The following is a 12,908-nucleotide window of genomic DNA, read 5'->3' as shown; positions in this document are numbered from 1 at the left end:
TGGGCGCTGCGGTCCCGGTTCGCGGGACGGGGGTGGCGCTGGGACGGAGCACCCCGCACGATCTGGCGGGCGATCACCGCCCACGGGCGATCGAGATCTAGGAGACGTCATGCCGCTGGCCGATTTCCCCCGCTACCCGCTGCTGTTCGGGCCCAGCCCGATCCACCCGCTCGACCGGCTCACCGCGCACCTCGGCGGGGCCCGGATCTGGGCGAAGCGGGAGGACTGCAACTCCGGGCTCGCCTACGGCGGCAACAAGACCCGCAAGCTGGAGTACATCGTCCCGGACGCGCTCGCCGCGGGCGCCGACACTCTCGTGTCCATCGGCGGCTACCAGTCCAACCACACCCGCCAGGTCGCCGCGGTCGCCGCGAAGCTCGGGCTCAAGGCTCGGCTCGTGCAGGAGAAGTGGGTGGACTGGCCGGACGCGGTCAACGACAAGGTCGGCAACATCCTGCTGTCCCGGATCATGGGCGCCGACGTGCGGCTGGACCCCGCCGGATTCGACATCGGCATCCGCGAGTCCTGGGAAGAGGCGATGGACGAGGTGCGGGCCGCGGGCGGCACCCCCTACGGCATCCCGGCCGGAGCGTCGGAGCACCGGCTCGGCGGGCTCGGCTTCGCGGGCTGGGCCGACGAGGTCGCGCAGCAGGAGGAGCAGCTCGGGGTCTTCTTCGACACCATCGTCGTCTGCACCGTCACCGGTTCCACCCACGCGGGCATGATCGCCGGGTTCGCCGGGCAGGACCGGCCGCGCCGCGTCATCGGCATCGACGCCTCCGCCACCCTGGCCAAGACCCGCGCGCAGGTCGAGCGGATCGCCCGGAACACCGCTGAGCTGGTCGGTCTCGGCCGCGAGCTGCGCGAGGACGAGATCACCGTGCTCGAGGGCTGGGCGGGTGATCGCTACGGCATCCCGGTGCAGTCGACGCTCGACGCGATCCGGCTCAGCGGCAGCCTCGAAGGCATGATCATCGACCCGGTGTACGAGGGGAAGTCCATGGCCGGGCTGATCGACCTGGTGCGGGACGGGGAGATCGGGCGCGACTCCCAGGTCCTCTACGCCCACCTCGGCGGCCAGCCCGCCCTCAACGCCTACGCGGGCGCCTTCGCCTGAGCACCGCGGGTGAACGGCCCACCCGACCGCCGGGAACGGGCCGTTCCCCTGCGGCGCGCGGCGGTGGCGGACGCCGCCCGGTCGGCGGCGGCCGGACTCCGCTTGATCGGTGATCCGGCGGTGGCGGACGCCGCCCCGGTCGCCGATCGCGGCACGCGGAACGGTCGGCACGGCAGGAGATCCCGGTCAATCCACAGTGGACGAATCAGGGACCGGCGACCGCGGTGGCCGCGTCGAGGAACCGGCGCACCAGCTCGCTCGGGCGTCCCGGGTGCACCAGGTGCACCGCGCTCGGCGGCGCTCCGGTGAGCGGGACGAACCGCACCGCCGGGTGGTGGGTGCGGCGGCGCGCGACGTCCGGCACCACGCCGATGCCGCGGTCCGCGGCGACCGATTCGAGCCACTCGTCGAAGTTCTCGGTCTCCACGACGCGTTCCGGCCCGCGCCCGGACGGGAAGGACCACGGTCCGGTGGTGCCACTGCGGACGTTCACGACCAGCGGCCAGGACGGCACCTCCGACCAGTCCAGCCCGCCGCTGGGCAGGGCGCCGCGCTCCGCGCAGGCGGCCACCCGCTCCTCGTCGAAGAGGTGCACGGCCCGCGAACCCGGCGGGGCGTCCCGCGGCTCGCCGCGCACGACGGCGACGTCCACCGCTCCCCCGCCGAGCTCCCGCAGCGGATCGTCGCAGCGCACCAGCCGGACCGAGGCGCCGGTGGACCGCTCGAAGCGGGTCATCGCGCGCTGCGCCCACGGATCGGGCAGCAGCCAGCTGAAGCCGAGCCGGACCGTGCGGCCCGCGCGCACCGCCGCCACCCCGCGCCCCAGCGCGGCCAGCACCTCCTCGGCGTGGCCGAGGAACTCGCGGCCCGCGGCGGTCGGCCCGATCTGCCCGGCGGAGCGGTCGATCAGCTCCACCCCGAGCACCTTCTCCAGCTGCGCGACGGTGCGGCTCAACGCGGGCTGGGTGATCAGCAGGTCGTCGGCGGCCCGGGAGAACGAGCCGCGCCGCGCCACCGCGACGAACGCCCGCAGGTGCCGCAGCTCCACGTCCACCCGCACCGCACCCCGCTCCCACCTCGCGCCATGCCCGGCAGGCATGCAACCAGCCGGATCGGCATTTCACAAGGAGATCGGGGCCGCTTAGCGTCGAGCGCACCATGAACCCCGACACCTCCGAGAACCTCGACACCTCCGAACGCACCGGCTCCCCGCGGCCCGTCGTCCTGGCCGCGGCAGCGGCGCTGGCCGCGGCGATGGGAGTCGGCCGGTTCGCCTTCACCCCGATCCTGCCGCTGATGCAGGCGCAGGCGGGCATGTCCGCCGGGCTCGGCGCCTCGCTGGCCACCGCCAACTACGTCGGTTACCTCGCCGGTGCGCTGGTCGGGATCGCCGCGCCCGGGCTGGTGCGCTCGACCGCGGTGCTGCGCGGGTCGCTGCTCGCGCTGGTGGCGAGCCTGGCGCTGATGCCGGTGCTGACCGGCGCCGCGGCCTGGTCGGTGCTGCGGCTGGTGGCGGGCGCGGCCAGCGCGCTGATCTTCATGGTCGCGGTCAGCGCGGCGCTGTCCCGGCTGGACGGGCACGCGCAGCACTGGACGGGCTGGGTGTTCGGCGGCGTCGGCGGCGGGATCGCCGCGTCCGGCCTGCTGGTGCTGGCGCTGCGCACGGCGGGCGGCTGGCGGGAGGCGTGGTGGGCGTGCGCGGTGCTCGCGGCGGTGCTCACCGCGCTCGCGTGGCGGCTGGTCCCCGAAGCCCGACCGGAGGCGGCGGCCACCGCGCCCGCCCCCGCCCGCGCGCACCGGTGGTTCGGGCCGCTGCTGGCCGGATACGCGCTGGAAGGCGTCGGGTACATCATCGCCGGGACGTTCCTGGTCGCGGCGATCGAGCACACCGCGCCGGGCGCGCTCGGCAGCGGCGCCTGGGTGCTGGTCGGGCTGGCCGCGCTGCCCTCGTGCGCGGTGTGGGCCCGGCTGTCGCTGCGGTGGAGCCGACCTGCGCTGCTGCTCGCCGCGCTGCTGGTGCAGGCCGTCGGGATCGCGTTGCCCGCGCTGCTCGGCGGGGCCGTTCCGGCGCTGGTGTCGGCGGTGCTGTTCGGCGCCACGTTCATGGGGATCAGCAACCTCTCGCTCGCCATCGGGCGGGACCTGCTGGTGCCGCGCGCGGTGGCGATGCTGACCGCCGGGTACAGCGCGGGCCAGATCCTCGGGCCGCTGCTGGCCGCCCCGCTGCTGGACGGCGGGTACGACCGGGTGCTGCTGCTGGCCGGGGCGATCGTGCTCGCGGCGGCGGTCGCGGCCGCGGCGGTCCGCATCCGCTACCCGCACCCCGCGGTCGCGACCCGGTGAACGGCCCGCGGCGCGGGCCGGCGGGCCGTTCGGCCGGAACGCTCAGGCCGCGGCGAGTTCCGCTTCGCGGCGGGTGAGCACCTTCGGGCCGTCCTCGGTGATGGCGACGGTGTGCTCGGAGTGCGCGGTGCGCGAACCGTCGGCGGAGCGGATCGTCCAGCCGTCCTCGTCGTAGCTGATCTGGTCGGTGGTGCGGGCGAACCACGGTTCCAGCGCGAGCGTCAGCCCGGCCTGCAGCTTCAGCCCGCGCCCGGCCCGGCCGCGGTTGGAGACGTGCAGTTCCTCGTGCATGGTGCGGCCGATGCCGTGCCCACCGAACTCGGTGTTCACCGGGTAGCCGTAGTCGCAGGCGACCGCGTAGATCGCCGCCGAGATGTCGCCGATGCGGTTGCCCGGGCGCGCCGCCTCGATCGCCGCTTCCAGGGCCTCTTCGGTGGCCCGGATGATCCGCTGGTCCTCCGGGGCGGGCGTGCCGACGATGACGGTGCGCGCGGAGTCCGCGGCCCAGCCGTCGATCTTGACGGCGAGGTCGGCGGTGAGCACGTCGCCGTCGCGCAGCACGTAGTCGTGCGGTTTCCCGTGCAGCACCGCGTCGTTGACCGCCAGGCAGATCACGTTGCGGAACGGCCCCTTGCCGAAGGACGGGGCGTAGTCCCAGTAGCAGGATTCCGCGCCGCGCTTCTCGATCATGGCGCGCGCGTGGTGCTCCAGGTCCATCAGGTTGACGCCCACGTCGGCGATCCGGCCGATCTCGGAGAGCACTTCGGCCACGAAGCGGCCGGTCACGTGCATGCGTTCGATCTCCGCGGGCGTCTTGATCTCGATCACGGGTACCTCATCACGGGTGGTCGGTATAGTTATACCGGAACGCTAGCACTGGACGGTATAGTAATACCAACCCTATCCTGGGTGCATGGTCCGCCAACCGCTCACACCCCAGCAGATTGAAGCAGGCAGGCGCCTCGGGTCCCTGCTGCGCCAGGCGCGAGCCGACCGGGATCCGGTGGAGGTCGCGCACGCGGCGGGCATCTCCCCGGAGACCCTGCGCAAGATCGAGACCGGGCGGCTGCCCTCCCCCGGCTTCGGGACGATCATCTGCCTCGGCGAGGCCCTCGCCCTGCCGGTGGAGGAACTGGCCGCCACCTGGCGCGGCACCGACCAGCCCCTGGAAGCCGCCGGCTAGCCCGGCGCTCTCCCGCCCCCTCCGGAAGAGCCGGGGCCGGTGCGGACATCGGGCCACCACCCGCGCCACCGCCTTATGCTGCCCGCGACGGCGCCGGGCGCACCGGTGCGGAGGGGAACCACCGGGACGGTGCACGTTGACGATGCCGCGCTTCTACCGGCAGCGGCGTGCGCTGCTGCGGGCCCTGGACAGCGAGCCGCTGGCCGCTGCCGCGCTCGCCGCCGCCACCCTCGTCGCCCTGGTGTGGGCGAACCTCGGCAGCGGCTACGACGACTTCTGGTCCACCGAGGCCGAGGTGCGGATCGGCGGGCTGGGCCTGTCGATGTCCGCATCGGACTGGGTGGACGACGCCGTGATGGCGGTGTTCTTCTTCTCCGTCGGGCTGGACGTGCGGCGCGAGTTCACCCTCGGCGAGCTGCGCGACCGCAGGCGGGCGGTGCTGCCGGTGTGCGCGGCGCTCGGCGGGCTGGTCGTGCCGGTGGTGCTGTTCCTCTGGCTCAACGCCGGGTCGGCGGCCGCGCACGCGTGGGGCGTGGTGATCTCCACCGACACCGCGTTCGCGCTGGGCATGCTCGCGCTGGTCGGCCCGCGGAAGGCGCCGCGGCTGCGGGTCTTCCTGCTCACGCTCGCCGTCGTGGACGACATCGGCGCGCTGGGCGTGATCGCGCTGTTCTACACCGACGACCTCTCCCCCGGCTGGCTCGCGGTGGCCGCCGCCGGGCTGGTGCTGATCTGGCTGCTGCAGCGCTCCCGGATCTGGCGGGTGATGCCGTACCTGGTCGTCGGAGCCGGGGTGTGGCTGGCGGTGCACCTGTCCGGGGTGCACCCGACGCTCGCCGGGGTGCTGATCGCGCTGCTGATGCCCGTCTACCCGACGCGGCTGGAGGACGTGGACACCGCCTCCAAGGTGGTGCACCAGTTCCGGCAGGCCCCGGCGGCCCGGGTGGCCCGGCTCGCGCGGTGGAGCATCGACCGATCGGTGCCGATGAACCAGCGGCTCACCGACCTGCTGCAGAGCTACGTCAACTTCCTCGTCGTGCCGCTGTTCGCGCTGTCCAACGCGGGCGTCCCGCTGTCCGGGGAGGCGCTGTCGGCGGCTCTGAGCTCGCGGCTGACCTGGGGCGTGGTCGCCGGGCTGGTGCTCGGGAAGTTCCTCGGCATCGCGGGCACCTCCACGCTGGTGCGGCGGCTGGTGCCGGGCACCCGCGCGCCGGGCCTGGACGTGCCGCGGCTGGCCGGGGTCGGCGCGCTGTCCGGGATGGGCTTCACGATCTCGCTGCTGGTGGTGGACCTGGCGCTGTCCGACCCGGCGCTGCGGGACCAGGCGCGGGTCGGCGTGCTGCTCGCGTCCGCGCTCGCGCTGGGGCTGTCCTGGGCGGTGTTCGCCGCGGGCAACCGGCTGCGGCCACTGCCCGCGCCCGCCGGGCGCACCCTGCAGCGGGAGGTCGATCCCGAACGCGACCACATCCGAGGCCCGGTCGGCGCGCGGACCACGGTCGTCGTCTACGCCGCGCTGGACCACCGCTACCGGACCCGCACCTTCGAGGTGGAGAACGAGGTGCGGCACCTGCTCGGCGACGAATTCCGGCTGGTGTTCCGGCACCACGTCACCGCGCAGCCCGACTTCGTGCGGGCGCTGGCGATCGAGGCCGCGGGCGCGCAGGACCGGTTCTGGGAGATGCACGACGCGATCTCCGAGCAGCGCGACGAACCGGACGCCCGGTTGCTGCGCGGATTCGCGCGCGACCTCGGCCTGGACGTGGAGCGGTTCGTCCGCGACGTGCGCACCTACGCCCACCTGGGCCGCATCGAGGACGACAACCTCGACGCCGACGCCGCCTCGCTGCCGGACCAGGCCGTGTTCTACGTCGACGGGCGCAGGCTCGAAGGACCGGCGAACTCGTGGAACATCACCCGCACCGCCCGGCTCGCCCGGTGACCCGACCGAGGAGGTCGCGAGCCGACCCGCCCGGCGAATCATGCCGTCTTCCTGTCAGCGGCGAAGCCGCTGAGCGCCGACCACCAGAGCAACGAGACCACCCGCGGGTTCTCAGCTGGTTCCTCGCGAGGACAGCGTTTTCGCCTGTGGCGGAGCCACAGGCGAAAACGATCCCGCAGCGAGGAAGCAGCTGAGGTTCCGCCACCCCAGCACCACGCAGCAAGAGTTCGAAGGCAAAGGAAGGCCCGGTATGACCACGCCCGTCGGGTTCACGCTCGTGCAGCTGCGCTACTTCGTCACCGCGGCCGAGCACGGCTCGATGACCGCCGCCGCCGACGAGCTGCGCATCGCGCAGTCGGCGGTCTCCTCCGCGGTCGCCAACCTGGAGCACGAGCTGCGGCTGCAGCTGTTCATCCGGCACCGGGCGCGCGGCCTCACCCTCACCTCCGCCGGGGAACGGCTGCTGCAGCAGGCCCGCGACCTGCTGACCCGCGCCCGCGACGTCGAGGCGGAAGCCCGCGGCAGCGGCGGGGCCCTCACCGGGCCGGTGGCGATCGGCTGCTTCGTGACGCTCGCGCCGTACTACCTGCCCGCCCTGTTCGCGGCCTGCGGCGAGCACTACCCGGACGTCGAGCTGACCGTGGTGGAGGACGAGGCCGAGCACCTGCACCAGGCGCTGCGCACCGGGCGCATCGACTTCGCGCTCACCTACGGGCTGGGCACGCCCACCGATGCCGACCTGCGGCGGGAGACGATCGACCTGGCGCCGGCGCACGTGATCGTCCCGGCCGGGCACCGGCTCGCCGACCGGGAGGCGGTGGACCTCGCGGAGCTGGCGGCCGATCCGATGGTGCTGCTGGACCTGCCCTACAGCCGCGACTACTTCCGCGAAGTGGTGGCGTCCTCGGGGACCGCGCCGGACGTGCGGTACCGGAGCCGGAGCTACGAGACGGTGCGCTCCCTCGTCGCGCAGGGCCTCGGGTACTCGATCCTCAACCAGCGGCCGCGGACCGCGCAGACCTACGGCGGCGGCGAGGTCGTCGCACTCGACCTGCTCGGCGAGCGCCCGCCGCTGGAAGTGACGATCACCTCGGTCGACGGCGTGCGGCAGACCGCGCGCGCTCGCGCCGTCATGGACCTGTTGCGGGACGCGCGCTAGCGACCGCGGCCGGAAACGCGCCCGCAACGGCGCCGGAATCCCCCCGAGATCATCAGTTCTTCAGCTCACGCGCAGCGAAAACATCTATTGGACGAATCCTCGCCCCCGGCGTCAGTCTGGTCCGCACCGCGCCGCCCGACCAGCGCGGCTCCCCCACCCCGACGCCTGGAGGCGCGCATGGCGACCTCGCACCACAGCCCCGCCGCTCCGGACGCCCCGAGCCCCGCCGGACTGCGCCGCAGCGTCGCCGCAGGCGCCGTCGGCGTGTTCGTGCACTGGTTCGACTGGGCCGCCTACGCCTACCTCGCCGACACCGTCGCGACCGTGTTCTTCCCCGCGGAGAACAGCACCACCGGGCTGCTGGCCGTGTTCGGCGTGTTCGCGGTGTCCTTCGGGATCCGCCCGCTCGGCGCCGCCGTGTTCGGGCCGCTGGGCGACCGGATCGGGCGGAAGCGGACGCTGTCGCTGGTGATCTTCCTGATGTCCGGGGCGACGCTGGCGATCGGCCTGCTGCCCGGGTACGCGTCGATCGGGATCGCCGCGCCGGTGCTGCTGGTGGCGCTGCGCCTGGTGCAGGGCTTCGCCGCCGGTGGCGAGTTCGGCAGCGCGGCCAGCTTCCTCGCCGAGACCGCGCCGCGCCGCCGCCGCGGGTTCGGGGTCGGCTGGCTGGAAGTCGGTTCGCTGCTGGGATTCCTCGCCGGTTCGTTCGCGTTCCTGCTGCTGTCGGTCGGCTTGGACGCGGCGCAGCTCACCGAGTGGGGCTGGCGCATCCCGTTCCTCGTCTCCGCACCGCTGGGCATCATCGGCTTCATCATCCGGAACAAGATCGAGGACACCCCGGAGTACCGGGCGCTGGAGGCCGCCGACACCGTGCCGCGCAGCCCCGCCCGCGAACTGCTGCGCACCCACCGCCGCGAACTGCTGCAGGCGGCCGGGCTGATGACGGCGATGCACGTGCCGTTCTACGTGGTGCTGACCTACCTGGTCACCTACGAGACCGATCACCTCGGGCACTCGGCGGGCAGCGCCGGGCTGCTGTCCACCGCGATCTCGCTGCTGGGGCTGGTGCTGGTGCCGCTGTTCGGCGGGCTCTCGGACCGGGTGGGGCGCAAACCGGTGTTCATCGGGGCGACCGGCGGGCTGCTCGTGGTGGCCACGCCCGCGTTCCTGCTGATGCGGACCGGGATCGTCGGGACGTGGATCGCGGGGCTGCTGCTGGGCGCGTGCCTCGCGGCGATCCTCGGCACCTACGCGGTGTGGTCCGCGGAGATCTTCCCGACGCGCACCCGGCAGAGCGGCCTGTCCATCGGCTACAACGTCACCGCCGCGCTGTTCGCCGGGACGGTGCCGTACGTGCTGACGGTGCTCATCTCCGCGACCGGCAGCACGCTGGTGCCGGGCCCGTACATGATGATCTTCGCGGTGGGCGGGCTGGTCGCCGCCCTGACGTTGCGGGAGACCGCCGGGACCGCGCTGCTGCGCGCCGAGGACCTCTCCCCCGCCGCCGATCCGGACGCCGAACCCGCCCGCATCTGACGAACCGATCCGGCGCAGCTGCAACATCTGTTGGACAGAACTCACGGCGTCTTCGAGGATTTCCCCGTGGCAGCGGGAAGAACTCGCGACTGCCGGTCGAAGGAGGTCGCAATGTCGAGGGAACGGACCGAGGTGGTGGTCGTCGGCGCCGGCCAAGCGGGCGTGGCGATGAGCGAGCACCTCGGCGAGCACGGCGTGCCGCACGTCGTGCTGGAACGGCACCGCATCGCCGAGCGGTGGCGCACCGAGCGGTGGGACTCGCTGGTCGCCAACGGGCCCGCGTGGCACGACCGGTTCCCCGGCATGGAGTTCGCCGGGATCGGCCCGGACGAGTTCGCCACCAAGGACCAGGTGGCCGACTACTTCGCCGACTACGCCGCGAAGATCGGCGCACCGGTGCGGTGCGGGGTCGAGGTGACCTCGGTGCGCAAGAACGCCGGTGGGCCCGGATTCCGGGTCGAGACCTCGGACGGTTCGATCGACGCCCGGTTCGTGGTGTCCGCGACCGGCCCGTTCCAGCGGCCGGTGATCCCGCCCGTGATCCCCGCCGACGCCGGGCCGGTGCAGCTGCACTCCAGCGGCTACCGGAACCCGGAGCAGCTGCCGGCGGGCGCCGTGCTCGTGGTGGGGTCCGGTTCCTCGGGCGTCCAGATCGCCGACGAGCTGCGCCGGTCCGGGCGCCGCGTGCTGCTGTCCGCCGGTCCGCACGACCGGCCGCCGCGCCGCTACCGGGGCCGGGACTTCTGCTGGTGGCTGGGCGTGCTCGGGCTGTGGGACGCGGACACGCCGCCGCAGGGCGCGGCGCACGTGACCATCGCGGTCAGCGGCGCGCGGGGCGGGCACACCGTGGACTTCCGGGCGCTGGCCCGCACCGGCATCGAACTCGTCGGCCGGACCGAGTCCTACGTGGACGGTGCCGTGCGCTTCGCGCCGGACCTGGCCGCGAACATCGAGCACGGCGACGCCCAGCACCTCGCGCTGCTGCGCGCCGCCGACGAGCACGTCGAGCGCAACGGGCTCGACCTGCCCCCGGAACCCGAGGCGCACGTGCTCGGGCCGCTGCCCGCCGCCGCCACGGACCCGCGCCGCGAGCTGGACCTCTCCGAGGTCGGCTCCGTCGTGTGGGCCACCGGGTTCGCCGCCGATCACGACTGGCTGCAGGTCGACGCGTTCGACGAGCACGGGCGGCCCGACCAGCGGCGCGGCGTGTCCGCGGAACCCGGCATCTACTTCCTCGGCCTGCCGTGGCTGTCGCGGCGCGGGTCGAGCTTCATCTGGGGCGTGTGGCACGACGCCCGCTACGTCGCCGACCACATCGCCACCCAGCGCGGCTACCTCGCGCAGCACGCCGCCGCGCTCACCGCCGACCACGACAGCCGAAGGAGCCGATGATGACCACGAATCCGCCGATCGTCGCGGGCGGCCACACCCGGATCAGGCCGTTCAACACCCGGGACACCTACCCGGAGCAGGACCTGGACAACGACCTGTGCCAGGCCGTCGTCGCCGGGGACACCGTGTACGTGCGCGGGCAGATCGGTCAGGACCTGGACACCAGCGAGTCCGTCGGCATCGGCGACGCCGCAGCCCAGGCGGAGCGGGCGATGGCCAACATCGCGCTGCTGCTCGACGAAGCCGGGGCCCGGGTGGAGCACCTGGTGAAGCTGACGATCTACCTGGTCGACCCGCGCTACCGGGAGGCGGTGTACCGCACCGTCGGGCGCTGGACCCGCGGCGTGCACCCCATCTCCACCGGTGTCGTGGTCTCCGCGCTGGCCCGGCCGGAATGGCTCGTCGAGATCGACGCGATCGCCGTGCTCCCGGGAGGTGCGCGATGACGTTCTCCGTGCTCGGCACCGACGGCCGCGGCGCGGTCGGGATCGCCGTGACCTCCTCCAGCCCCGCCGTCGCGGCCCGCTGCATCCACCTGCGCGCCGGAGTGGGCGGCGCTTCTTCGCAGAACGTGACCGATCCGCGGCTGGGCCCGGCACTGCTGGACGCGCTGGAGTCCGGGGCCGGGGCGCAGGCCGCGCTGGACTCGGTGGTGCGCGGGCGCGAGCTGGTCGAACACCGGCAGCTCACCGTGCTGGAACCGGGTGGTGGCGGTGCCGCGCACTCCGGGGCCGCGTCGCTGGGCGTGCACCGGCACCGCGTCGAACCGGGCGTGGTGGCGGCCGGGAACATGCTGGCGGCGCCCGAGGTCGTGGACGCCGTGGCCGAGTCGTTCACCGGTGCCACCGGCGAGCTGGAGCAGCGGCTGCTGACCGCGCTCGAAGCGGGCCTGGCCGCCGGCGGCGAGGCCGGTCCGGTGCGCTCGGCGGGGCTGTCGGTGGTCCGCGAGGTGTCGTGGCGCGAGACCGACCTGCGCATCGACTGGAGCGACACGCCGATCGCGGATCTCCGCGCCCTGCTGGAGATCTGGCTGCCGCAGCGCGACGACTACGTGACCCGCGCGCTCGACCCGACGGCCGCGCCGTCCTACGGCGTGCCGGGGGACGAGTGATGACCGGCGCGAAGCAGGCGGCCGCGGGCCGGGTCGCCGCGGACGCCGACCGGCTGATCCGGCTCTCCGAGCAGCTGCACGCCCACCCGGAGACGGCGTGGCAGGAGCACCGGTCGGCGCGCTGGGTCGCCGAATCCCTGTCCGAAGCCGGATTCGACGTCACACCGGGCTACCTCGGGCTGGAGACCGCGTTCCTGGCGACGTTCGGCAGCGGCCCGTTCCGGCTCGGCCTGTGCGCCGAGTACGACGCGCTGCCCGGGCTCGGCCACGCCTGCGGGCACAACCTGATCGCCGCGATCACCGTCGGGGCGGCGCGGGCGCTGGCCCCGCTGGCGGATTCGGCCGGGCTGACCATCGAGGTGTACGGCACGCCCGCCGAAGAAGGCGGCGGCGGCAAGATCGAGATGCTGGAACGCGGCGCGTTCGCCGGGCTGGACCTGGCGATGATGGCGCACCCCGCGCCGGTGGACGTCGTGGCGGCGGAACCGTTCGCGGTCTCCCACTCGCACGTGTCCTACCAGGGGAAGTCCGCGCACGCGGCGGCCTACCCGGAGCAGGGCGTCAACGCCGCCGACGCGTTCACCGTCGCCCAGGTCGCGATCGGCCTGCTGCGCCAGCAGCTGCCGCACACGGTGCGGGTGCACGGCGTCCTGACCAACGGCGGCGAGGCACCGAACGCGATCCCGGCGCGCACCGAGGGCCGCTGGTACGTGCGGGCGGAGAGCCTCGCCGAACTCGCCGACACCGAGGAGAAGGTGCGGCGCTGCTTCGAAGCGGGCGCGCACGCCACCGGCGCCGCGCTGGAGATCGTGCCGGAGAGCAAGCCCTACGCGGAGTTCCGCACCTGCCGCCCCGCCCTGGACGCGTACGCGCGCAACGCCGAGCGCCTCGGCCGTGGCAGCGACCCGGATCCGGTGGCGCGGCGGATGAACCGCGCATCCACCGACATGGGCAACGTGTCGCAGGTGGTCCCGGCGATCCACCCGTACGTCGGGATCGGTTCGCTGCCCGCGCTGAACCACCAGCCCGAGTTCGCCGCGCACTGCGTCGGCGGCGACGCGGAGCGGGCGCTGCTGGACGCGGCCACCGCGCTGGCCTGGACGGCGCTGGACGTGGCCGGGAGTTGAA

12 protein-coding genes are annotated in these 12,908 nt (G+C 73.9%); 10 read left to right on the top strand and 2 right to left on the bottom strand.

All coding sequences use genetic code 11. The features are described from left to right. The first annotated feature begins 109 nt into the window (after positions 1 to 109). Positions 110 to 1,117 carry a 1-aminocyclopropane-1-carboxylate deaminase gene (locus AC29IT_RS16100; protein WP_488219224.1) on the top strand — a complete coding sequence of 336 codons (1,008 nt, stop codon included), beginning with the start codon at positions 110 to 112 and terminating at the stop codon, positions 1,115 to 1,117. A gap of 205 nt (positions 1,118 to 1,322) precedes the next feature. Here AC29IT_RS16100 and AC29IT_RS16095 read toward each other — a convergent pair whose 3' ends face one another. Next, complete coding sequence (locus tag AC29IT_RS16095; protein ID WP_358442855.1) at positions 1,323 to 2,216, bottom strand: LysR family transcriptional regulator; 894 nt, start codon at positions 2,214 to 2,216, stop codon at positions 1,323 to 1,325. 59 nt (positions 2,217 to 2,275) lie between these two features. On the opposite strand from AC29IT_RS16095, the gene AC29IT_RS16090 reads away from it, so the two are divergent. Then, complete coding sequence (locus tag AC29IT_RS16090) at positions 2,276 to 3,460, top strand: YbfB/YjiJ family MFS transporter (protein WP_488219223.1); 1,185 nt, start codon at positions 2,276 to 2,278, stop codon at positions 3,458 to 3,460. A gap of 42 nt (positions 3,461 to 3,502) precedes the next feature. Here the strand turns inward: AC29IT_RS16090 and map are convergent, their stop codons facing one another. Then, positions 3,503 to 4,288 carry a type I methionyl aminopeptidase gene (gene map / locus AC29IT_RS16085; RefSeq protein WP_488219222.1) on the bottom strand — a complete coding sequence of 262 codons (786 nt, stop codon included), beginning with the start codon at positions 4,286 to 4,288 and terminating at the stop codon, positions 3,503 to 3,505. Positions 4,289 to 4,373: 85 nt separating this feature from the next. Here map and AC29IT_RS16080 point away from each other — a divergent pair, with 85 nt between their 5' ends. From AC29IT_RS16080 to AC29IT_RS16045, 8 genes are all read left to right on the top strand, one after another. Further along, complete coding sequence (locus AC29IT_RS16080; RefSeq protein WP_358442848.1) at positions 4,374 to 4,643, top strand: helix-turn-helix transcriptional regulator; 270 nt, start codon at positions 4,374 to 4,376, stop codon at positions 4,641 to 4,643. Between the two features lie 142 nt (positions 4,644 to 4,785). Then, a complete protein-coding gene (nhaA, locus tag AC29IT_RS16075; protein WP_488219420.1) occupies positions 4,786 to 6,582 on the top strand; it encodes a Na+/H+ antiporter NhaA in 1,797 nt (598 codons plus the stop codon). A gap of 250 nt (positions 6,583 to 6,832) precedes the next feature. Continuing rightward, positions 6,833 to 7,741 (top strand): LysR family transcriptional regulator, encoded by a 909-nt coding sequence (locus AC29IT_RS16070; protein WP_488219221.1) that lies wholly within the window; start codon positions 6,833 to 6,835, stop codon positions 7,739 to 7,741. Between the two features lie 177 nt (positions 7,742 to 7,918). Then, the gene (locus AC29IT_RS16065; protein WP_488219220.1) at positions 7,919 to 9,277 is read left to right on the top strand and encodes an MFS transporter; all 1,359 of its coding nucleotides are present in this window, start codon (positions 7,919 to 7,921) and stop codon (positions 9,275 to 9,277) included. Positions 9,278 to 9,388: 111 nt separating this feature from the next. After that, entirely contained in the window at positions 9,389 to 10,669 is a 1,281-nt protein-coding gene (locus AC29IT_RS16060; RefSeq protein ID WP_358442837.1) for a flavin-containing monooxygenase, read from the top strand. After that, on the top strand, positions 10,669 to 11,115 hold the full coding sequence (locus tag AC29IT_RS16055; protein ID WP_488219219.1) for a RidA family protein: 447 nt from the start codon (positions 10,669 to 10,671) through the stop codon (positions 11,113 to 11,115). Before AC29IT_RS16060 ends, AC29IT_RS16055 begins: the two co-directional genes overlap by 1 nt. Further along, entirely contained in the window at positions 11,112 to 11,780 is a 669-nt protein-coding gene (locus AC29IT_RS16050; RefSeq protein WP_488219218.1) for a DUF1028 domain-containing protein, read from the top strand. Before AC29IT_RS16055 ends, AC29IT_RS16050 begins: the two co-directional genes overlap by 4 nt. Continuing rightward, complete coding sequence (locus tag AC29IT_RS16045; RefSeq protein WP_358442830.1) at positions 11,780 to 12,907, top strand: M20 family metallopeptidase; 1,128 nt, start codon at positions 11,780 to 11,782, stop codon at positions 12,905 to 12,907. The genes AC29IT_RS16050 and AC29IT_RS16045 overlap by 1 nt, the downstream gene beginning before the upstream one ends. Position 12,908: the final 1 nt, after the last annotated feature.

It is taken from the genome of Saccharopolyspora sp. MMCC62, from assembly GCF_057736575.1.
Note: the sequence above shows the minus strand (reverse complement) of the source record. Positions and strands in the feature narration are given on the sequence as shown.